Source organism: Enterobacter cloacae complex sp. AR_0002, from assembly GCF_001922365.1.
Taxonomy (GTDB): Bacteria; Pseudomonadota; Gammaproteobacteria; order Enterobacterales; family Enterobacteriaceae; genus Enterobacter; species Enterobacter hormaechei_C.
Genome location: NZ_CP018814.1, coordinates 2,394,128 through 2,414,716, shown reverse-complemented (window position 1 = coordinate 2,414,716; position 20,589 = coordinate 2,394,128). Strand labels below are relative to the sequence as shown.

The 20,589-nt window shown below is 57.4% G+C and carries 18 protein-coding genes and 1 other annotated feature; of the genes, 11 read left to right on the top strand and 7 right to left on the bottom strand.

Annotated features, from left to right (window positions below):
- The first annotated feature begins 30 nt into the window (after window positions 1–30).
- The 9 genes from AM329_RS11970 (at window position 31) to AM329_RS11930 (ending at window position 9,389) form a co-directional block, all read left to right on the top strand.
- Window positions 31–408, top strand: a complete 378-nt coding sequence (locus AM329_RS11970; RefSeq protein ID WP_022650503.1) for a DUF454 family protein — start codon at window positions 31–33, stop codon at window positions 406–408.
- 151 nt (window positions 409–559) lie between these two features.
- Complete coding sequence (gene apt, locus AM329_RS11965; protein ID WP_000127359.1) at window positions 560–1,111, top strand: adenine phosphoribosyltransferase; 552 nt, start codon at window positions 560–562, stop codon at window positions 1,109–1,111.
- Window positions 1,112–1,199: 88 nt separating this feature from the next.
- Window positions 1,200–3,128 carry a DNA polymerase III subunit gamma/tau gene (gene dnaX / locus AM329_RS11960; RefSeq protein WP_032608670.1) on the top strand — a complete coding sequence of 643 codons (1,929 nt, stop codon included), beginning with the start codon at window positions 1,200–1,202 and terminating at the stop codon, window positions 3,126–3,128.
- Window positions 2,458–2,522, top strand: a sequence feature (DnaX frameshifting element). (Overlaps the previous gene by 65 nt.)
- Before the next feature lie 53 nt (window positions 3,129–3,181).
- Complete coding sequence (locus AM329_RS11955; protein WP_003858972.1) at window positions 3,182–3,514, top strand: YbaB/EbfC family nucleoid-associated protein; 333 nt, start codon at window positions 3,182–3,184, stop codon at window positions 3,512–3,514.
- The gene (gene recR, locus AM329_RS11950) at window positions 3,514–4,119 is read left to right on the top strand and encodes a recombination mediator RecR (protein ID WP_006809843.1); all 606 of its coding nucleotides are present in this window, start codon (window positions 3,514–3,516) and stop codon (window positions 4,117–4,119) included. The genes AM329_RS11955 and recR overlap by 1 nt, the downstream gene beginning before the upstream one ends.
- Window positions 4,120–4,229: 110 nt before the next feature.
- Window positions 4,230–6,104: a molecular chaperone HtpG gene (gene htpG / locus AM329_RS11945; RefSeq protein ID WP_023324248.1), complete on the top strand. Its 1,875-nt coding sequence runs from the start codon at window positions 4,230–4,232 to the stop codon at window positions 6,102–6,104.
- Window positions 6,105–6,290: 186 nt separating this feature from the next.
- Window positions 6,291–6,935: an adenylate kinase gene (gene adk, locus AM329_RS11940; protein WP_006809841.1), complete on the top strand. Its 645-nt coding sequence runs from the start codon at window positions 6,291–6,293 to the stop codon at window positions 6,933–6,935.
- Window positions 6,936–7,059: 124 nt separating this feature from the next.
- Window positions 7,060–8,022, top strand: a complete 963-nt coding sequence (hemH, locus tag AM329_RS11935; RefSeq protein ID WP_003858963.1) for a ferrochelatase — start codon at window positions 7,060–7,062, stop codon at window positions 8,020–8,022.
- Between the two features lie 62 nt (window positions 8,023–8,084).
- A complete protein-coding gene (locus AM329_RS11930) occupies window positions 8,085–9,389 on the top strand; it encodes an inosine/guanosine kinase (RefSeq protein ID WP_022650506.1) in 1,305 nt (434 codons plus the stop codon).
- Window positions 9,390–9,482: 93 nt separating this feature from the next.
- Here the strand turns inward: AM329_RS11930 and ybaL are convergent, their stop codons facing one another.
- Together ybaL and AM329_RS11920 are read right to left on the bottom strand one after the other, a co-directional pair.
- Window positions 9,483–11,159, bottom strand: coding sequence for a YbaL family putative K(+) efflux transporter (ybaL, locus tag AM329_RS11925; RefSeq protein WP_032608671.1), 1,677 nt, complete (start codon window positions 11,157–11,159; stop codon window positions 9,483–9,485).
- A 232-nt stretch (window positions 11,160–11,391) separates the two neighbouring features.
- Window positions 11,392–12,612, bottom strand: coding sequence for an MFS transporter (locus tag AM329_RS11920; RefSeq protein ID WP_022650508.1), 1,221 nt, complete (start codon window positions 12,610–12,612; stop codon window positions 11,392–11,394).
- A 164-nt stretch (window positions 12,613–12,776) separates the two neighbouring features.
- On the opposite strand from AM329_RS11920, the gene ushA reads away from it, so the two are divergent.
- Window positions 12,777–14,429 carry a bifunctional UDP-sugar hydrolase/5'-nucleotidase UshA gene (ushA, locus tag AM329_RS11915; RefSeq protein WP_022650509.1) on the top strand — a complete coding sequence of 551 codons (1,653 nt, stop codon included), beginning with the start codon at window positions 12,777–12,779 and terminating at the stop codon, window positions 14,427–14,429.
- A gap of 120 nt (window positions 14,430–14,549) precedes the next feature.
- Here ushA and ybaK read toward each other — a convergent pair whose 3' ends face one another.
- From ybaK to copA, 3 genes are all read right to left on the bottom strand, one after another.
- Window positions 14,550–15,029: a Cys-tRNA(Pro)/Cys-tRNA(Cys) deacylase YbaK gene (gene ybaK / locus AM329_RS11910; RefSeq protein WP_003858950.1), complete on the bottom strand. Its 480-nt coding sequence runs from the start codon at window positions 15,027–15,029 to the stop codon at window positions 14,550–14,552.
- A 198-nt stretch (window positions 15,030–15,227) separates the two neighbouring features.
- On the bottom strand, window positions 15,228–16,022 hold the full coding sequence (locus AM329_RS11905; protein WP_003858948.1) for a TraB/GumN family protein: 795 nt from the start codon (window positions 16,020–16,022) through the stop codon (window positions 15,228–15,230).
- Window positions 16,023–16,072: 50 nt separating this feature from the next.
- Window positions 16,073–18,571 (bottom strand): copper-exporting P-type ATPase CopA, encoded by a 2,499-nt coding sequence (gene copA, locus AM329_RS11900; RefSeq protein ID WP_032608672.1) that lies wholly within the window; start codon window positions 18,569–18,571, stop codon window positions 16,073–16,075.
- Window positions 18,572–18,679: 108 nt separating this feature from the next.
- On the opposite strand from copA, the gene cueR reads away from it, so the two are divergent.
- Window positions 18,680–19,090 (top strand): Cu(I)-responsive transcriptional regulator, encoded by a 411-nt coding sequence (gene cueR, locus AM329_RS11895; RefSeq protein WP_017383222.1) that lies wholly within the window; start codon window positions 18,680–18,682, stop codon window positions 19,088–19,090.
- On the opposite strand, the gene AM329_RS11890 is transcribed toward cueR, so the two are convergent.
- Both AM329_RS11890 and AM329_RS11885 read right to left on the bottom strand, forming a co-directional pair.
- The gene (locus AM329_RS11890) at window positions 19,087–19,539 is read right to left on the bottom strand and encodes an NfeD family protein (protein ID WP_022650512.1); all 453 of its coding nucleotides are present in this window, start codon (window positions 19,537–19,539) and stop codon (window positions 19,087–19,089) included. The two genes, cueR and AM329_RS11890, sit on opposite strands and share 4 nt — an antisense overlap.
- Window positions 19,536–20,450: an SPFH domain-containing protein gene (locus AM329_RS11885; RefSeq protein ID WP_003858941.1), complete on the bottom strand. Its 915-nt coding sequence runs from the start codon at window positions 20,448–20,450 to the stop codon at window positions 19,536–19,538. Before AM329_RS11885 ends, AM329_RS11890 begins: the two co-directional genes overlap by 4 nt.
- Window positions 20,451–20,589 lie beyond the last annotated feature (139 nt).

The following is a 20,589-nucleotide window of genomic DNA, read 5'->3' as shown; positions in this document are numbered from 1 at the left end:
TAGCCGTTCAGTTTGATAACGATTCGCATTATGCAGCGTACTATTTTAATCATCATTGGCTGGCTCGCGGTAGTGCTGGGTACGCTGGGTGTGGTTTTGCCCTTGCTGCCGACCACCCCGTTTATCCTGTTGGCCGCCTGGTGCTTCGCCCGCTCGTCGCCGCGTTTTCACCACTGGCTTCTGTACCGCTCGTGGTTCGGCGGCTACCTGCGGCACTGGCAAAAACACCGGGCTATGCCGCCCGGGGCCAAGCCGCGCGCCATTGCCTTCATCCTGATCACCTTCGCCGTCTCGTTATGGCTGGTGAAAATGATGTGGGTGCGCATTCTGCTGCTGGCGATCCTGGCCTGCCTGCTGATCTTTATGTGGCGGATCCCCGTGGTTGATGAAAAGCAACAAAAGCACTGAAGCCTCATCATGGCGGTTGCAATTATGGCGCACAGCCAGTAAATTCGACCGTTTTCGAGCACAGGTGCGCCTGGTCAAAGGTTAAACAACTGTTACTTTGACCGACTCGTCGCGCGCCGTGAGTAACACTGTTTCATTTAGGCACAAACCGATGACCGCAACTGCACAGCAGCTTGAATATCTGAAAAATAGCATCAAAAGTATCCAGGACTATCCAAAACCTGGCATTCTTTTCCGCGATGTCACCAGCTTGCTGGAAGACCCGAAAGCGTACGCCCTCAGCATTGAACTGCTGGTTGAGCGTTATAAAAACGCCGGGATCACCAAAGTAGTAGGTACTGAAGCCCGTGGCTTCCTGTTTGGCGCACCGGTTGCGCTGGCGATGGGCGTGGGTTTTGTGCCGGTGCGTAAGCCGCGCAAACTGCCGCGTGAAACCATTGCTGAGAGCTATGAGCTGGAATACGGCACCGATCAGCTGGAAATTCACGTTGATGCTATCAAGCCAGGCGACAAAGTGCTGGTGGTGGACGATCTGCTGGCAACCGGCGGCACCATCGAAGCGACCGTGAAGCTGATCCGTCGTCTGGGCGGGGAAGTGACCGACGCGGCATTCATCATCAACCTGTTCGATCTCGGCGGCGAGCAGCGTCTGGAAAAACAGGGTATTACCAGCTACAGCCTGGTGCCATTCCCGGGACATTAATCCCATATCTCACAACCTCGCTCAATGGGTGAGGTTGTGATAGCATTCCCCTCCATTAATTCACCTTCCAGCGTTGCAGAGCCTGCCCATGAGTTATCAGGTGTTAGCCCGTAAATGGCGACCACAAACCTTTGCTGACGTTGTCGGTCAGGAACATGTGCTGACGGCCCTGGCGAACGGCTTGTCGCTAGGTCGCATCCATCACGCCTATCTTTTTTCCGGCACCCGCGGCGTCGGTAAAACCTCTATTGCCCGTCTGCTGGCAAAAGGTCTGAACTGCGAAACCGGGATCACCGCCACCCCGTGCGGCGTGTGCGACAACTGTCGTGAGATCGAGCAGGGGCGTTTTGTCGATCTGATTGAGATCGACGCCGCCTCGCGCACCAAAGTGGAAGACACCCGCGATCTGCTCGACAACGTGCAGTACGCCCCGGCGCGCGGCCGCTTCAAGGTCTATCTGATCGATGAAGTGCACATGCTGTCGCGCCACAGCTTCAACGCCCTGCTGAAAACGCTGGAAGAGCCGCCTGCGCATGTCAAATTCCTGCTGGCGACCACCGATCCGCAAAAGCTGCCGGTCACGATCCTGTCGCGCTGCCTGCAATTCCATCTGAAGGCGCTGGACGTTGAGCAGATCCGCGCTCAGCTTGAGCATATTCTCGATGAAGAGAACATTGTTCATGAACCGCGCGCGCTGCAACTGCTGGCCCGTGCGGCGGACGGCAGCCTGCGCGATGCGCTAAGCCTGACCGACCAGGCGATTGCCAGCGGTGACGGTAAACTCTCCACCGACGCGGTCAGCACCATGCTCGGCACGCTGGATGACGATCAGGCGCTGTCGCTTATTGAAGCGATGATCGCCGCCAACGGTGAGCGGGTGATGACGCTCGTCAACGATGCCGCCGCCCGTGGCATTGAATGGGAAGCGCTGCTGGTCGAGATGCTCAGCCTGCTGCACCGCGTGGCGATGCTGCAACTGTCTCCGTCGGCCATTGGCGCGGACATGGCGACCATTGAGCAGCGGATGCGTGAACTTGCGCGCACCGTGCCGCCGGCTGACGTTCAGCTTTATTATCAGACGCTGCTGATCGGCCGCAAAGAGCTGCCGTTTGCACCGGATCGCCGGATGGGCGTTGAAATGACGCTGCTGCGCGCACTGGCCTTCCATCCGCGCAAGCCACTGCCGGAGCCGGAAACGCCCCGGCAGTCCTTTGCGCCGGTTGCGCCGACCGCGGTAATGTCACCGCAGCAGGTGCCACCGCAACCGGCATCGCCGCCGCCGCAAAACGTGCCGCTGTCGGATGCCACCAGTTCGGTGCTTGCCGCACGAAGCCAGTTGCAACGTGCGCAGGGAGCAACCAAACCAAAAAAGAGTGAACCGGCAGCGCCTGCAAGAGCGCGGCCGGTGAACAACGCCGCGCTTGAACGACTGGCCTCGGTAACGGAGCGCGTGCAGTCGCGTCCGGCACCGTCCGCGCTCGAGCAAAAAGCCCCGGCGAAAGAAGAGGCATACCGCTGGAAGGCGACTACCGTTGTTGAAACGGTCAAGGAAGTGGTCGCCACGCCAAAAGCGCTGAAAAAGGCGCTGGAGCATGAAAAAACGCCGGAGCTGTCCGCGAAGCTTGCGGAAGAGTCCATTGCGCGCGACGCCTGGGCCGCAGAGGTCAGCAAACTGCAACTGCCGAAGCTGGTTGAGCAGGTCGCGCTGAACGCCTGGAAAGAGCAGGACGGTAATCAGGTGCGTCTGCACCTGCGCCCTGGCCAGCGGCACCTCAACTCCCCAGGCGCGCAAAAGGCGCTGGCCGAGGCGCTTACCGCATTACAGGGTGTGCCGGTTGAATTGACTATCATTGAAGATGATAATCCGGCGGTGAAAACGCCGCTCGAGTGGCGACAGGCGATTTATGAAGAGAAGCTCGCGCAGGCGCGCGAGGCGATAATTGCGGATAACAACATCCAGACCCTGCGCCGGTACTTCGACGCCGATCTGGATGAAGAGAGTATTCGCCCCATTTGATCGTGAGTCTGACTTACGGTTGTAATCCTTAACGTGAAAGAAGAGAGAAGCCTATGTTTGGTGGAAAAGGCGGTCTGGGTGGCCTGATGAAGCAGGCTCAGCAGATGCAGGAAAAAATGCAGAAGATGCAGGAAGAGATCGCTCAGCTGGAAGTCACGGGTGAATCCGGTGCCGGTCTGGTCAAGGTGACCATCAACGGTGCGCATAACTGCCGTCGCGTGGAAATCGACCCGAGCCTGCTCGAAGACGACAAAGAGATGCTGGAAGATCTGGTTGCAGCCGCGTTTAACGATGCCGCTCGCCGTATCGACGAAACCCAGAAAGAGAAAATGGCCTCTGTTTCCAGCGGTATGCAACTGCCGCCGGGCTTTAAGATGCCATTCTGATGCAAACCAGTCCGCTGCTCACGCAGTTGATGGAAGCACTGCGCTGCCTGCCGGGCGTTGGCCCGAAGTCGGCGCAGCGTATGGCGTTTACGCTATTGCAGCGCGACCGCAGCGGCGGGATGCGCCTGGCGCAGGCTCTGACCCGCGCCATGTCAGAAATTGGCCACTGTGCGGATTGCCGGACCTTTACCGAGCAGGACGTATGTAACATCTGCACGAACCCGCGTCGTCAGGAAAACGGTCAGATTTGCGTGGTGGAGAGTCCGGCGGACATCTACGCCATCGAACAAACCGGGCAGTTTTCCGGCCGCTATTTCGTGCTGATGGGGCATCTCTCCCCTCTGGACGGCATCGGCCCGGACGATATCGGTCTTGACCGCCTGGAGCAGCGCCTGGAGTCGGAAACCATCAAAGAGGTGATCCTCGCCACCAACCCCACGGTGGAAGGGGAGGCAACCGCCAACTACATCGCCGAACTGTGCGCGCAGTACGGCGTTGACGCCAGCCGCATCGCCCACGGCGTGCCGGTCGGCGGTGAGCTGGAGATGGTCGACGGCACCACGCTGTCGCACTCGCTGGCCGGACGTCACAAGATTATTTTCTGACCAAACGGAGGCTGCGCGCGCGGCCTCCGCTTGAAAATTTCCCCCCTTATCCCCATCTCTCACTCAACGTTTTACAACCCCATTAAATGGCATTGTTGAGGTCGACTTAGATGAAAGGACAAGAAACCCGTGGTTTCCAGTCAGAAGTAAAACAGCTTCTGCACCTGATGATCCATTCCCTGTATTCCAACAAAGAAATTTTCCTGCGTGAGCTGATTTCCAACGCCTCCGATGCGGCGGACAAGCTGCGCTTCCGCGCGCTGTCTAACCCGGATCTGTATGAAGGCGACGGCGAACTGCGCGTGCGCGTCTCGTTCAATAAAGAGAACCGCACCCTGACGATTGCCGATAACGGCATCGGGATGAACCGCGACGAGGTGATCGACCACCTCGGGACCATCGCCAAATCCGGCACCAAAGCGTTCCTTGAGTCCATGGGCTCTGACCAGGCGAAAGACAGCCAGCTGATTGGTCAGTTCGGCGTAGGCTTCTACTCGGCGTTCATCGTGGCGGACAAAGTCACCGTGCGCACTCGCGCCGCGGGCGACAGCGCCGAGAACGGCGTGCTGTGGGAATCCAAAGGGGAAGGCGAGTACACCGTTGATGACATCACCAAAGCGGATCGCGGCACCGAAATCACCCTGCACCTGCGTGAAGGCGAAGACGATTTCCTGAACGACTGGCGCGTACGCTCCATCATCAGCAAGTATTCCGACCACATCGCGCTGCCGGTTGAGATTGAAAAACAGGAAGAGAAAGACGGCGAAACCGTGGTTTCCTGGGAGAAAATCAACAAGGCGCAGGCGCTGTGGACGCGTAACAAAGCTGAAATTAAAGACGACGAGTACAACGAATTCTACAAGCACATCGCCCACGACTTCACCGATCCGCTGACCTGGAGCCACAACCGTGTGGAAGGTAAGCAGGAGTACACCAGCCTGCTGTACATCCCGGCACAGGCACCGTGGGACATGTGGAACCGCGATCACAAGCACGGCCTGAAGCTGTACGTGCAGCGCGTGTTCATCATGGACGACGCCGAGCAGTTCATGCCGAACTATCTGCGCTTTGTGCGCGGCCTGATCGATTCCAACGATCTGCCGCTGAACGTCTCCCGCGAAATTCTGCAGGACAGCACCGTCACCCGTAACCTGCGCAACGCCCTGACCAAACGTGCGTTGCAGATGCTGGAAAAACTGGCGAAGGACGATGCGGAAAAATACCAGACCTTCTGGAAACAGTTTGGCCTGGTGCTGAAAGAAGGTCCGGCGGAAGACACCGCGAATGTGGAAGCTATCGCTAAACTGCTGCGCTTCGCCTCTACGCACAACGACTCCTCCGCCCAGACCGTGTCGCTGGAAGAGTACGTCTCCCGCATGAAAGAAGGGCAGGAGAAGATCTACTACATCACCGCCGACAGCTATGCGGCAGCGAAGAGCAGCCCGCACCTGGAGCTGCTGCGTAAGAAAGGCATCGAAGTGCTGCTGCTGTCTGACCGCATCGACGAATGGATGATGAACTACCTGACCGAGTTCGACGGTAAGGCGTTCCAGTCCGTTGCCAAAGCTGACGAGTCCATCGACAAGCTGGCAGATGAAGTGGACGAAAGCGCGAAAGAAGCCGAGAAGGCGCTGGAGCCGTTCATTGAGCGCGTGAAAACCCTGCTGGGTGACCGCGTGAAAGAGGTGCGCTTCACGCACCGTCTGACCGATACGCCAGCCATTGTCACCACCGATGCGGACGAAATGAGCACCCAGATGGCGAAACTGTTCGCTGCGGCGGGCCAGGCCGTGCCGGAAGTGAAATATATCTTTGAGCTTAATCCGGATCATCCGCTGGTGAAACGCGCGGCGGATACCCAGGACGACGCCCGCTTTGCGGAGTGGGTTGAACTGCTGCTGGATCAGTCCCTGCTGGCCGAGCGCGGTACGCTGGAAGATCCTAACCTGTTCATTAAACGTGTGAATGCGCTGCTGCTGGCGTAATCTTCCCTCACCCCGACCCTCTCCCACAGGGAGAGGGTTAGGGTGAGGGCACCAGACCGCACTCTCCCAAATTATCTCCCCTCATTAACCGTTTCAGCCTCCCCGCCTTCCTTGAGCGATACCCGTTCTGGTGGTATTGTTTAGCGCTTTTGAAAAATTGAATCGACATTTGAGGGGATTTTCGCAATGCGTATTATTCTGCTTGGCGCTCCGGGCGCGGGTAAGGGAACTCAGGCTCAGTTCATCATGGAGAAATACGGTATTCCGCAAATCTCTACTGGTGACATGCTGCGTGCCGCTGTTAAATCTGGCTCCGAGCTGGGCAAACAAGCTAAAGACATCATGGACGCAGGCAAGCTGGTGACCGACGAACTGGTTATCGCGCTGGTAAAAGAGCGCATTGCTCAGGAAGACTGCCGCAATGGTTTCCTGCTGGACGGCTTCCCGCGCACCATTCCTCAGGCTGACGCCATGAAAGAAGCGGGCATCAACGTGGATTACGTGCTGGAGTTCGACGTACCGGACGAGCTGATCGTTGACCGTATCGTTGGCCGTCGCGTACACGCTGCTTCTGGCCGCGTTTACCACATTAAATTCAACCCACCTAAGGTTGAAGGCAAAGACGACGTGACCGGCGAAGAGCTGACCACCCGTAAAGACGATCAGGAAGAAACCGTGCGTAAACGCCTGGTGGAATACCATCAGATGACCGCACCGCTGATCGGCTACTACACCAAAGAAGCGCAGGCGGGTAACACCAAATACGCGAAAGTGGACGGCACCAAAGCCGTGGCTGACGTACGTGCAGAGCTGGAAAAAATTCTCGGCTAAGCGCACCTCTCTCACCCGGAGCCCCGGGTGAGAAAAATTCTCATCTTACCTATTGCAGCAATGGGTTTCGTTTAAACGCATTTCCGCTACAATTGACAGCCTATCAAATGGTTAAGAGGCGTGAATGAGTCAGGCGAAAACCGGCATCCTGCTTGCCAATCTGGGCACCCCAGAAGCACCTACTCCAGCGGCGGTAAAACGCTACCTGCGACAATTTTTAAGCGACACGCGCGTCGTGGATACCCCAAGACTGCTGTGGTGGCCACTGCTGCGTGGCGTCATTCTGCCGATTCGTTCCCCGCGTGTGGCAAAGCTCTATCAGTCCGTGTGGATGGAAGAGGGCTCGCCGCTGATGGTGTACAGCCGTCGTCAGGAGAAGGCGCTGGCCGCCCGCCTGCCGGACATGCCCGTTGCGCTCGGCATGAGCTACGGTAAGCCGTCCCTGGAAAGCGCCGTTGACTCTCTGCTGGCGCAGGGCGTTGAACACATTGTGGTGCTGGCTCTATATCCGCAGTATTCGTGCTCCACGGTAGCTGCCGTCTGGGACGAACTGGGGCGCATTCTGGCGACCCGCCGCCGTATACCGGGTATCACCTTTATCCGCGACTACGCCGATAACGAGCTGTACATTCAGGCGCTTGCCAGCAGCGTGCGCGCGTCGTTTGAAAAACACGGCGAGCCGGATCTGCTGCTGCTCTCCTATCACGGTATTCCGCAGCGTTTCGCGAACGAAGGGGACGATTACCCCCAGCGTTGCCGCGATACCACCCGCGAGCTGGTCTCCGCCCTCGGCCTGCCGCCTGAGAAGGTGATGATGACCTTCCAGTCGCGCTTCGGCCGTGAACCTTGGCTGACCCCGTATACTGATGAAACGCTAAAAATGCTGGGCGAGAAGGGCGTGAAGCACATTCAGGTGATGTCGCCGGGCTTCTCGGCGGACTGTCTGGAAACGCTGGAAGAAATTGCCGTCCAGAACAAAGAGTTCTTTATGGAGGCGGGCGGAACGAAATACGAATACATTCCTGCGCTTAACGACTCCCCTGAACACATCGACATGATGGTGTCACTGGTCACCACCCGCCGCTGATCGCGTTACGGGCCGGGTTTGTGCTACCATTCCCGGCCCGTATTCTTTGCACAGTTCAGACCATGAAATTTCCCGGTAAACGTAAGTCCAAACACTATTTCCCCGTCGATGCCCGCGATCCGCTGTTACAGCAAATTCAGCAGGAAAGCGAAACCAGCGCTGCCTGGGTGGTCGGTATCGATCAGACGCTGGTGGACATTGAAGCCAAAGTGGATGATGCGTTTGTCGCTCGTTACGGTCTGAGCGCCGGGCACTCGCTGGTGATTGAGGATGACGTTGCTGAAGCGCTGTATCAGGAGCTGGTGCGCGAAAATCTTATCACCCACCAGTTTGCCGGCGGCACTATCGGCAACACCATGCACAACTACTCCGTACTGGCAGACGACCGCTCGGTGCTGCTTGGCGTGATGTGCAGCAATATCGAAATCGGTGGCTACGCCTACCGCTACCTGTGCAATACCTCCAGCCGCACCGATCTGAACTATTTACAGGGCGTTGACGGGCCGATTGGCCGCTGCTTTACGCTGATAAGCGATTCCGGCGAGCGTACCTTTGCCATCAGCCCCGGCCATATGAATAAGCTGCGCGCTGAAAGTATCCCGGAAGAGGTGATCGCGGGCGCGTCTGCGCTGGTACTGACCTCCTATCTGGTGCGCTGCAAGCCGGGCGAACCAATGCCGGACGCAACCATGAAGGCAATTGAGTACGCGAAGAAATACAACGTGCCTGTGGTTCTGACGCTGGGCACCAAATTCGTCATTGCCGACAACCCGGAGTGGTGGCAGGCCTTCCTGAAAGAACACGTCTCGATTCTGGCGATGAATGAAGAAGAAGCCGAAGCGCTGACCGGTGAAAGCGATCCGCTGCTGGCGTCTGATAAGGCGCTGGACTGGGTGGACCTGGTGCTCTGCACCGCCGGGCCGGTCGGGCTGTACATGGCGGGCTTCACGGAAGAAGAGAGCAAGCGTAAAACCCAGCACCCGCTGCTGCCGGGCGCAATCGCCGAATTTAACCAGTACGAGTTCAGCCGCGCTATGCGTCATAAAGACTGCATCAACCCGCTGCGCATCTTCTCTCACATCGCACCGTATATGGGTGGCCCTGAGAAGATCATGAACACCAACGGCGCGGGCGACGGCGCGCTGGCCGCGCTGCTGCACGACATTACCGCCAACGCCTACCACAAAACCAACGTGCCGAATTCCAGCAAACATACCTTCGACTGGCTGACCTATTCCTCGCTGGCGCAGGTGTGTAAGTACGCGAACCGCGTGAGTTATCAGGTGCTGAACCAGCATTCTCCGCGCTTAACGCGGGGGCTGCCGGAACGGGAAGACAGCCTCGAAGAGGCTTATTGGGACAGGTAAAAGTAAAACGGCAACCTGTGGTTGCCGTTTTTAGTGTTTGTTCCCTCTCCCTGCGGGAGAGGGTCAGGGTGAGGGCATCAGGCAGCACAAAACTTACCCCGTTACTGCCTCTTCAACCGGCGGTTTCGTCAGCATTGTCAGCATCGTATTCGCAATCTCACGCTCACCCATCACCACCTGATTCGCGCCGCGCTCGGTGATGTACTCCACTTCGTCATCATAATGGGCGCGGGCAATGATTTCGATATGCGGGCATTTTTCACGGGCTGTGGCGACAATCTCGCCAGCCTCGTAACCGTTCGGGATAGTGAGCAGCAGCCAGCGAGCGCAGTCCAGATGCGCCAGATTCATAATCTCTTCGTTAGCCGCGTTGCCCAGCACCGCGCGGATGCCGCGCTCGCGAAGTTCGTCGACGCGGGTGCGTGACGTTTCAATCACTACAAGTGGAATGCCCTGAGCCATCAGTTTTTCACCCAGCAGGCTGCCGACGCGGCCAAAACCGACCAGCAGCGCGTGGTTGCAGATATCCACCGGGATCTGTTTCTCTTCTTCTGTCGCCTCTTCCAGCGTCAGCTCTTCGAGGGTTTCGGTCTTCTCGAGATATTTCTCCAGCAGGGCAAACAATACCGGGTTCAACATGATGGAGAGGATCGCCCCCGCCAGCACCAGATTTTGCCCAGCCTGTGGCAGCAGGTTCAGGGCCATCCCCAGACCGGCAAGAATAAAGGCGAACTCGCCAATCTGCGCCAGGCTGGCGGCGATGGTCAGCGCCGTGCGCGGCGAGTGACCGAACATCCGCACCAGGAAGAAGGCGGCAACGGACTTACCAAAGATGATGATTGCCAGCGTACCCAGCACGGCCAGCGGCTGCTGGATGAGGATCAACGGGTCGAACAGCATCCCGACGGAGACGAAGAACAGCACCGCGAATGCATCACGTAGCGGCAGGGTATCGTGCGCGGCGCGGTGGCTCAGCTCGGACTCGTTCAGCACCATCCCGGCGAAGAACGCGCCCAGCGCAAAGGAGACGTCAAACAGCTCGACGGCGCCAAAGGCAATGCCCAGCGCCAGCGCAAGGACTGAAAGCGTGAACAGTTCACGCGAGCCCGTGGCGGCGCTGCGGGACATGATCCACGGCACCAGACGGCGGCCCACCAGCATCATGATGGCGATAAACGCCACAACCTTACCGATGGTAATGCTCATATCTAGTGCCAGCGAGGCGAAGCCGATATTCTCTTTTTCCATCATCCCGGCGACGGCGGGCAGCAGAACCAGCGTCATCACCATTACCAGATCTTCAACAATCAGCCAGCCTATCGCGATTTGCCCGCGCTGGCTGTCTATCAGCTGCCTCTCTTCAAGCGCGCGCAGCAGCACCACGGTACTGGCGGTTGAAAGACACAGCCCAAATACGATACCGGTCATGATTGACCAGCCCAGCACCGCCGAAAGCGCCATGCCCAGCAGCGTCGCCACCCCTATCTGGGCGATCGCTCCCGGTATGGCGATCGACTTTACCGCCATCAGATCCTTCAGGGAAAAATGCAGCCCGACGCCAAACATCAGCAGGATCACGCCTAATTCCGCCAGCTCAGGCGCCAGTTTGGTATCTGCGACAAAACCCGGCGTAAAGGGCCCTGCCAGCACGCCCGCCAGCAAATAGCCTACCAGGGGCGAAATACGCAGTTTATTGGCAATCATGCCGAGAATAAAAGCGAGCACAAGTCCACCAACAATGGTGGTGATAAGCGGTGTGGCGTGGTGCATTCCGTCTCCTTTTGCGATGGGTGATCCATTTTTGGTGCAAATACCAAAAAGCCGATTAATAGTTTATGACAATTTTTACGCTTATGTTTATGAATAATTGTTGAAAACACAATAAAAAAGCAATAAGCATGAAAAAAGGCAGATTTTGATAAATTTGCTGAGGGGAGGGAGAGGAAAGCCTTATGACATCAGGTTATCCGGCTGCCAAAGTTTAACTTTGGCAGCCGTGAAGTTACGCTTTATGACGGTTGTCAGGCAGGAATATGGTCAACATCCCCAGAAGTGGCAGGAAAGCGCAGATTTTATAGACCAGGAAGATGCTGGTGTGGTCGGCAACCATCCCTAAAACGGCTGCGCCAAGGCCGCCCATGCCAAAGGCAAAACCGAAAAAGAGGCCGGAAACCATACCGATACGTCCCGGCAGCAGCTCCTGCGCGTAGACCAGGATGGCTGAAAATGCCGATGCGAGAATAAAACCAATAATCACCGTCAATATTCCGGTCCATTCCAGCGTTGCGTAGGGTAAAACAAGCGTAAACGGTGCAACGCCGAGGATAGAGCCCCAAATCACATATTTACGTCCGATTTTATCCCCCACAGGGCCGCCAATCACCGTGCCTGCCGCCACCGCAAACAGGAAGGCAAAGAGATGGAACTGGGCGTTTTGTACCGATAATCCGAATTTTTGCATCAGATAGAAGGTGTAATAGCTGCTGATGCTCGCCATATAGAAATATTTCGAGAAAATCAGCACCAGCAGCACGCTGACGGCAAGGATCACCTTATTGCGCGGAAGGGGGTTGGTTATCTTCACGGCAGGTTTTCCCTTATTTACGCGATGCTGCGCGGCATACCAGCGGCTGATTTGCGCCAGGACGACAATCGCCAGCAGCGCGGCCAGCACAAACCACGCCACGTTGCCTTTACCGTAGGGCGCGATAATCACCGCCGCCAGCAGAGGACCGAGGGAGCTACCAAAGTTCCCCCCCACCTGGAACAGAGACTGCGCCAGCCCGTGGCGTCCGCCGGAGGCCATACGCGCCACGCGGGACGATTCCGGATGGAACACCGATGAACCGGTTCCCACCAGCGCCGCGGCAACCAGTACCGCCTCAAAGCTGCCCGCCATGGCCAGCAGCACCAGCCCGCTCAGGGTGAAGCACATCCCAATGGGCAGCGACCATGGCATCGGGTATTTGTCCGTCCAATAGCCCACCACCGGCTGTAGCAGCGAAGAGGCCAGCTGGAAGGTCAGGGTGATCATCCCGATCTGCACGAAGGTTAATGAGAACTCAGACTGCAACAGCGGGTAGATCGCCAGAATCAGCGACTGGATCATGTCGTTGAGCAGATGAGAGAGACTGATTGCGCCTAATACTTTAAAGGAAGTGCGCGATTTCGGCGGCGACGCCGGAGCGCCCTGGACGGGCTGGGTTGATTCACTGATTGCCATAAATACCACGTCGATTTGTTATTAGAGATGCAGGGAGTAATTATTATCCGACTAACATACCCGTCCGTGACATTTGAAGAAAGTCGCAATTCTGAAAACTTATTTGTCTATTCTTGTGAGTCACTGTAATTTTTGCGTTTGTCTATGGGTCAGGGAGAGAGAAGATGAAGTTAATGAAGCGTGGCGTCGCGCTGGCGCTCATCGCCGCATGGGGGCTAACAAGCCTGCCCGCGCAGGCGTATGAAAAAGATAAAACCTATAAAATTACCATTCTGCATACTAACGATCATCACGGCCATTTCTGGCGCAGCGAATACGGTGAATATGGCCTGGCGGCGCAAAAAACGCTGGTGGACGGCATTCGTAAAGAGGTCGCGGCCCAGGGCGGCAGCGTGCTGTTGCTGTCGGGCGGGGATATTAATACCGGCGTACCGGAATCTGATTTGCAGGATGCCGAGCCTGATTTCCGCGGCATGAATTTAATTGGTTACGACGCGATGGCGGTCGGAAACCACGAGTTTGATAATCCGCTGAGCGTGTTGCGCCAGCAGGAGAAGTGGTCCAAATTCCCGTTCCTTTCCGCCAATATTTATCAGAAAAGCACCGGCGAGCGCTTGTTTAAACCGTGGGCGCTGTTCAAGCGTCAGGATCTGAAGATCGCGGTCATCGGCTTAACCACCGACGATACGGCCAAAATTGGCAACCCTGAATTTTTCACCGACATCGAATTCCGTAAACCGGCGGACGAAGCGAAGCTGGTGATCCAGGAGTTGCAGCAGAATGAAAAACCGGATGTGATTATCGCGACCACCCACATGGGGCATTACGATAACGGTCAGCACGGCTCTAACGCGCCGGGCGACGTGGAGATGGCGCGCAGCCTTCCAGCGGGCTCGCTGGCGATGATTGTGGGCGGTCATTCGCAGGATCCGGTCTGCATGGCTTCTGAGAATAAAAAGCAGGTAGATTATGTGCCCGGCACGCCGTGCGCGCCGGATCGTCAGAACGGGATCTGGATTGTACAGGCCCACGAGTGGGGTAAATACGTTGGCCGCGCGGATTTCGAATTCCGTAACGGCGAGATGAAGCTGGTGCACTATCAGCTCATCCCGGTCAACCTGAAGAAGAAAGTGACCTACCCGGATGGCAAAAGCGAGCGGGTACTCTACACGCCAGAGATCGCTGAAAACCAGCAGATGCTCTCTCTGCTGACGCCGTTCCAGAGCAAAGGGAAAGCGCAGCTGGACGTGAAGATTGGCACGCTTAACGGACGACTGGAAGGGGACCGCAGCAAAGTCCGCTTTGTACAGACCAACATGGGGCGTCTGGTGCTGGCCGCGCAGATGGCGCGCACGAATGCGGATTTCGCCGTGATGAGCGGCGGCGGTATTCGTGACTCCATCGAAGGCGGAGACATCACCTATAAAGACGTGCTCAAAGTGCAGCCGTTTGGCAACGTGGTGGTCTATGCGGACATGAGCGGGAAGGAGGTGATTGACTACCTGACCGCCGTGGCGCAGATGAAGCCAGATTCCGGGGCGTATCCGCAGTTTGCTAACGTCAGCTTCGTCGCGAAGGACGGTAAGCTCAACGATCTCAAAATCAAAGGCGAACCGGTTGATACGGCGAAAACCTACCGCCTGGCAACGTTAAGCTTTAACGCCACCGGCGGCGACGGCTATCCGCATATCGATAACAAACCGGGCTATGTAAATACCGGGTTTATTGATGCGGAAGTGTTGAAGCAGTTTATCCAGCAAAATTCACCGATTGACGTGAACGCGTATGAGCCGAAAGGTGAGGTGAGCTGGCAGTAGTGTTGTGCGGCCTGATGCCCTCACCCCAACCCTCTCCCACCGGGAGAGGGCGCGAACACAAAAAACGGTAACGCCTGTTACCGTTTTGCTTTTACCTCGCAGCGCCACCGGGCAATTTTCTCAATCCCGGCGCGCAATATCCGCAAATTTCGCGTCCAGCATTTTCGCCAGATCGCCTGCGGACAGTTCGATATCCAGCCCGCGTTTGCCGCCAGAAATATAGATCGTTTCAAATTCTTGCGAAGGCGCATCGATCAGCGTGGGCAGACGCTTTTTCTGACCGAGCGGGCTGATCCCGCCGACCAGATAACCCGTTGTGCGTTGCGCAACCATCGGGTCTGCCATATCGACCTTTTTCGCTCCCAGCGCTTTGGCCACTTTCTTCAGATCAAGCTGTCCGGCGACGGGCGTTACTGCTACGGCGAGGTGCTTCATATCGCCGTTCACCGCGACCAGCAGCGTTTTGTAGACCTGGTCCGCGTTCAGCCCCAGCTTGCGCACCACTTCATCACCAAAGTTGGTTTCGTTCGGATCGTGATCGTAGGTGTGGATCCGGAAAGAAATTTTGTTTTTTTCGAGTAATTTAACGGCGGGAGTCATGGCTATCCTTCTTACGACAGACGATTCATGCCAGCAGCATACGCCTGACGTTTGTCTAAAAAATAGCACCATCTTGCGCAATAGTATTGGCAGTGATGGTTACTTTGAGCGACAATCGGCGTAGCCGAAGGTCACTTCGGTATAATAAAAACGATGAAATTCCTCTTTGACGGGCCAATAGAAATATTGGCCATTTTTTTATTTCAGCAGCGACGGCAAATTCCCTTCTCCGTACAAATGCAACGCGCCAACCGCGACAACATAACGACCGGCAGGCAGGGCATATAGCGTCTCCCGCCACGCCTGGTTGCGCGCGTTCATCAGCACATCATACAACGATTCACTGAACGTCGACGGTAACGCCAGCTTACCGTCTGCGGGCGGCGCATCCAGCCACCAGCCAATCATCGTTTGCAGCAGACGCGCGTTGGTGTGCCAGTGGGTCAGGGTATCATCCAGTAGCATCTTGCCGTCATCGGGAAGCTGGCGAAGGAGCGCAATCTGGCTGTCCGTGCCTTCCAGTTCAATAACGGACAGGTTGCGCGCCCTTGCCGCATTCAGCAGTTGATAATCGATACCGTAATCGCCGCGCAGCCCCAGGCGCTGCGCCTGGGTTGCCTGTAGCACCATGGCAATTTGCCACAGGGGCAGGGTGTCGAGCATTGAGAGCGAGACGCCGGTCTCATCCGCAAGACGAGTAAGCTCAGCCAACTGCGTCTCGTTAAGACGTTCCGCCAGGGGGCGGCCGCTTTCCAGCCCGGCAAACGGCGATTCATGGCCGGAGATGTCGGCTTCGACGATCAGCGCGTCGGCGCGCTTCAGTAGTTTAATCAGGCCGGAGGGCAGGGGGGACATATCCTGCGTGCCCATATGAATGCTTCCCACCAGGTGCAGATGCTGCCCGCCCGGAAGCGAAATATCCATACCGGGCCAGGCATAACGGCGGGGAAAAAGGGCGCGAAACGATGTTTTTATACGATTAAACAGACCCATACGCGCTCCATAAACGGAAAGGTTCATGCTAGCGCGTACGGGTACAAGGTTCAATCCTTCGGTTTAAACCGCAGCAGACGGTTAGCGTTGCTCACCACGGTAATTGACGAGAGCGCCATCGCCGCACCCGCAACAACCGGGTTCAGCAGGGTACCGGTCAGCGGCCACAAAATCCCGGCGGCAATCGGAATGCCGAGCGAGTTATAGACGAACGCCCCCAGCAGGTTCTGCTTCATGTTGCGCAACGTGGCTTTCGAAATCGCCAGCGCGTCCGCCACGCCCATCAGGCTGTGGCGCATCAGGGTGATCGCCGCGGTTTCAATGGCGACATCGCTCCCGCCGCCCATCGCAATTCCTACGTCAGCCTGCGCCAGCGCCGGGGCGTCGTTGATGCCGTCGCCCACCATCGCCACCTGGCGACCCTGACTTTGCAGGTTCTTGATGGCGTCCGCTTTGCCGTCCGGCAGCACGCCCGCGATCACCTCATCAATACCGGCTTCTTTGGCGATGGCGTTGGCGGTGGTCGGGTTGTCCCCGGTCAGCATCACCAGACGATAGCCCGCGCGGTGCAGGCGCTGTAAGGCATCTACGCTGTCCTGGCGTAACGGATCGCGCACGGCCAGTAGCGCCGCCACCTGACCATCCCTCGCCAGCAGAACCGGCGTCGCGCCCTGAGAGGCCTGCGCGTTCAGCTCTGCGTCCAGCGCGGACGTATCAACGCCGTGTTCAGTCAGCAGTGCCTGGTTTCCCAGCAGCAGCGTATGGCCTTCGGCTTCACCGCTGACCCCTAAACCGCGCAGGGTGCGGAAGTTACTTACCTGCGGCAGACGGGCATCACCGGCTTTCTCCAGGATGGCGCGCGCCAGCGGGTGGCTGGAGCCTTGTTCCAGCGCGGCGGCCAAGCGCAGGGCATCCGTCTCCGTACAGCCAACGGTACTGACGGCTACCACCTGCGGTTTGCCCTCGGTGAGCGTGCCGGTTTTATCAAAAACAAGGGTGTCCAGCGTGCTTGCCCGTTGCAGGGCGTCAGCATCACGGACCAGTACGCCAAATTCGGCGGCGCGTCCGACGCCAGAGATAATCGACATCGGCGTGGCCAGGCCAAGGGCACAAGGGCAGGCGATGATCAGTACCGTGGTGGCGATCACCAGGGTGTAGACAATCTGCGGCGCCGGGCCGAATAAATACCAGATTGCCGCGCTCAGCAGGGCAATACCGACGACCACCGGCACAAAAATGGCGGAGATTTTATCGGCAAGCTGACCAATCTCCGGCTTACTGCTCTGCGCCTGGCGGACCATGCGAATGATGCGTGACAGCGTGGTATGGCTCCCGACCGCGCTGGCGCGGAACAGCACGCTGCCGTCCTGCACGACCGTACCGGCATGCACGGCGTCGCCCTGAGATTTCTGCTGAGGAATCGGCTCGCCGGTCAGCATCGCTTCATCCAGCCAGGCATCGCCCTGGGTGATTTCACCGTCGACGGGCACGCGGTCGCCGGTGGTCAGGCGCAGCGTCATTCCCGGCTGTACCTCTGAGAGCGGAACGCTTTTTTCCCCGTCGTCCGTGACCACGCGGGCCGTCGGCGGGGTTAAATCAAGCAATCTTTCCAGCGCTTTCGACGAGCGCTGACGCGCGCGGGCTTCGAGCATATGGCCTAAGTTAATCAGACCGATAATCATCGCACTCGCTTCATAATAGAGATGGCGCGCCTCCATCGGGAACCACTGCGGCCAGACGTTAACGCTCATCGAATAGAGCCACGCCGCGCCGGTCCCGAGGGCGACCAGGGTATCCATCGTCGCGGTGCGGTTTTTCAGGCTCTTCCAGGCGCTGGTATAGAAATGCCCGCCTGCAAACACCATCACCGCAAGGGTAATCAGACCAATCACCAGCCACAGGGTGCGGTTGTCAGCGGTGACCATCATGTTGTCACCCATCATGCCCCACACCATCACCGGAATACCGACCAGCAGGGCGACAATCGCCTGCCAGCGGAAGCGCTTCATGGTGGCGACAGCCGTTTCCTGCTGGCGCTCGCGGCGCTCGGCATCATCTTCGATGGCCTCCGCCCCGTAGCCCGCTTTCTCCACGGCCTGCACTAACTCTGCGGCGGAGGCGCTGCCCATCACCAGCGCAGTACGCTCCGCCAGGTTTACCCGTGCCTGTGCTACACCCGGTACCGCCTGTAAGGCGTTTTGTACCCGGGAAACGCAGCTGGCGCAGCTCATGCCGTTGATCAGCAGCTGTTGGCTGTCATCAATGTCATCAGCTACCGGAAGCTCAGGAGTGGCCGCTGTCAGTGCTTCCGACGGGGATGATGACTCTGCCAGCGGTTTAGCCTTTGGGTGGCTTAACTCCGCCCCGTAACCGGCCTGTTTAATGGTATCAATCAGCGCGTCGGCGCTGGCGCTGCCGGTCACGGCGGCATGATCGATAGTCACCTCAGCGCTTTCCACGTCAGGACGCTGCTCCAGGCTTTCTTTAACGCGTTTGACACAGTGGCCGCAGGAGAGGCCGTCCAGTGTCAGGTCAATAGTGTGAGACATAACAAAACTCCCGTATAATGTACTGGTCAATTGTTGACCTTCACTCTGCTTTTCGCTAACTGTTATGAAGGTTAAACCTTCCATCAAGGGGAAGGTCAAGGGGGAAATGTGAATATCAGCGATGTTGCGAAAAAAACCGGCTTAACCAGCAAAGCGATTCGCTTTTATGAGGAAAAAGGGCTGGTGACGCCACCGTTGCGCAGTGAGAACGGCTACCGCAGCTATACGCAGCTGCATCTTGATGAACTGACGTTACTGCGCCAGGCAAGACAGGTAGGATTTAACCTTGAGGAGTGCGGCGAGCTGGTTAACCTGTTTAACGATCCGAAACGCCACAGTGCCGACGTGAAAAAACGTACGCTGGAAAAAGTGGCGGAGATCGAACGCCATATCATCGAATTACAGGCGATGCGTGAGCAACTGTTACAGCTGGCAGAATCCTGCCCGGGAGATGACAGCGCCGAGTGCCCGATTATCGACAATCTTTCCGGCTGCTGCCACCGTAAAACCCACGCCTAACAGGCTTTAACCCGCAGGGTAATACCTTCCACCGCGATGACCTCAACCCGCGTGCCGGCGCTGAGGTCATCATCGGCCACCACCGGCCACGAACTGTCCCCCACGCGCATATGACCGCGTCCGTTTATTAGCGTGTTATCAAGCGTAAAGCGTTTACCCACGATCTGCTGCCCACGCTGGTTGAGATGCGCGTCGACCGGCTTCTGCGCCTTCACCCGTTTGTTCAGCCAGCGCCACCACAGCCAGGCGGCCAGCAGCGTCAGCACGGCAAACAGCGCGCCCTGCCACTCCCAGCCGACAGGCAGCAGCCAGACGACCAGCCCGGTAATCACCGCGGCAACCCCGCTCCACAGCAGATAACCGTTGCCGCCAAGCATCTCGGCGGCCAGCAGCAGTCCGCCAAGGCTTAGCCAGAACGCATGAGGATGTGCAACGATGAGCTCAATCATTTTTTACGCTCGTTTCCGCCGTCTTTGATCAGTTCGGCAATTCCGGCGATAGACCCCATCAGGCTGCTGGCATCCAGCGGCATCATTACCACTTTGCTGTTGTTCGCGGAGCCGATCTCCTTCAGCGCATCGGTATATTTTTGTGCGACGAAGTAGTTCACGGCCTGGATATCCCCGGCGGCAATCGCCTCGGAGACCATTTGCGTCGCGCGGGCTTCTGCTTCTGCCGAACGTTCACGCGCTTCCGCCTGGAGGAAGGCAGACTGACGGTCGCCCTCGGCTTTCAGGATCTGCGACTGTTTTTCCCCTTCCGCTTTCAGGATTTCAGCCTGACGCACCCCTTCGGCTTCAAGAATATAGGCACGCTTGGTACGCTCGGCCTTCATCTGCGCGTTCATGGAAGCAATCAGCTCTGCCGGTGGGCGCACGTCGCGGATCTCAATGCGTGTCACTTTGATCCCCCACGGATTGGTGGCTTCATCCACAATGTGCAGCAGGCGGGTATTAATGCTGTCGCGCTGGGAGAGCATTTCATCCAGCTCCATCGAGCCAAGCACGGTACGGATGTTGGTCATGGTCAGGTTGACGATCGCCAGCTCCAGGTTGCTCACCTCATAGGCCGCTTTTGGCGCATCAATCACCTGAATAAAGCACACCGCATCGATGGTGACGTTGGCGTTATCCTTGGAGATGACTTCCTGAGAAGGGATATCCAGCACCTGCTCCATCATGTTGATCTTGCGCCCAATTCTGTCCATGAACGGGACGATCAGGCTTAAACCCGGCTGAAGGGTATTGGTGTAGCGACCGAAGCGTTCGACGGTCCACTGGTAACCCTGCGGGACAATTTTGACGCCTGCGCCCACGATAACCAGCGCAACGAAAATAAGGACGGGAACAACGATGAGCATAAAAACCTCCTGTTTTGCATGCCGTAACGAGAAAAACTGCGTATTTGTTGAACGTAAGTATATCGGCTAACGAACAGGATTTCGCCCCTGTAAAGAGGTGGGAACCGGACTGGCAGAAATAAAACGCCCCGTTCGGGAT

What these genes read in the sequence shown, in the direction of transcription:
- adk (WP_006809841.1), top strand. Translation starts at nt 6,291, where the DNA reads ATGCGTATTATTCTGCTTGGCGCTCCGGGCGCGGGTAAGGGAACTCAG.
- recR (WP_006809843.1), top strand. Translation starts at nt 3,514, where the DNA reads ATGCAAACCAGTCCGCTGCTCACGCAGTTGATGGAAGCACTGCGCTGC.
- AM329_RS11930 (WP_022650506.1), top strand. Translation starts at nt 8,085, where the DNA reads ATGAAATTTCCCGGTAAACGTAAGTCCAAACACTATTTCCCCGTCGAT.
- AM329_RS11885 (WP_003858941.1), bottom strand. Translation starts at nt 20,450, where the DNA reads ATGCTCATCGTTGTTCCCGTCCTTATTTTCGTTGCGCTGGTTATCGTG.
- AM329_RS11970 (WP_022650503.1), top strand. Translation starts at nt 31, where the DNA reads ATGCAGCGTACTATTTTAATCATCATTGGCTGGCTCGCGGTAGTGCTG.
- AM329_RS11905 (WP_003858948.1), bottom strand. Translation starts at nt 16,022, where the DNA reads ATGGGTCTGTTTAATCGTATAAAAACATCGTTTCGCGCCCTTTTTCCC.
- ushA (WP_022650509.1), top strand. Translation starts at nt 12,777, where the DNA reads ATGAAGTTAATGAAGCGTGGCGTCGCGCTGGCGCTCATCGCCGCATGG.
- dnaX (WP_032608670.1), top strand. Translation starts at nt 1,200, where the DNA reads ATGAGTTATCAGGTGTTAGCCCGTAAATGGCGACCACAAACCTTTGCT.
- apt (WP_000127359.1), top strand. Translation starts at nt 560, where the DNA reads ATGACCGCAACTGCACAGCAGCTTGAATATCTGAAAAATAGCATCAAA.
- AM329_RS11890 (WP_022650512.1), bottom strand. Translation starts at nt 19,539, where the DNA reads ATGATTGAGCTCATCGTTGCACATCCTCATGCGTTCTGGCTAAGCCTT.
- AM329_RS11955 (WP_003858972.1), top strand. Translation starts at nt 3,182, where the DNA reads ATGTTTGGTGGAAAAGGCGGTCTGGGTGGCCTGATGAAGCAGGCTCAG.
- hemH (WP_003858963.1), top strand. Translation starts at nt 7,060, where the DNA reads ATGAGTCAGGCGAAAACCGGCATCCTGCTTGCCAATCTGGGCACCCCA.
- ybaL (WP_032608671.1), bottom strand. Translation starts at nt 11,159, where the DNA reads ATGCACCACGCCACACCGCTTATCACCACCATTGTTGGTGGACTTGTG.
- AM329_RS11920 (WP_022650508.1), bottom strand. Translation starts at nt 12,612, where the DNA reads ATGGCAATCAGTGAATCAACCCAGCCCGTCCAGGGCGCTCCGGCGTCG.
- copA (WP_032608672.1), bottom strand. Translation starts at nt 18,571, where the DNA reads ATGTCTCACACTATTGACCTGACACTGGACGGCCTCTCCTGCGGCCAC.
- ybaK (WP_003858950.1), bottom strand. Translation starts at nt 15,029, where the DNA reads ATGACTCCCGCCGTTAAATTACTCGAAAAAAACAAAATTTCTTTCCGG.
- htpG (WP_023324248.1), top strand. Translation starts at nt 4,230, where the DNA reads ATGAAAGGACAAGAAACCCGTGGTTTCCAGTCAGAAGTAAAACAGCTT.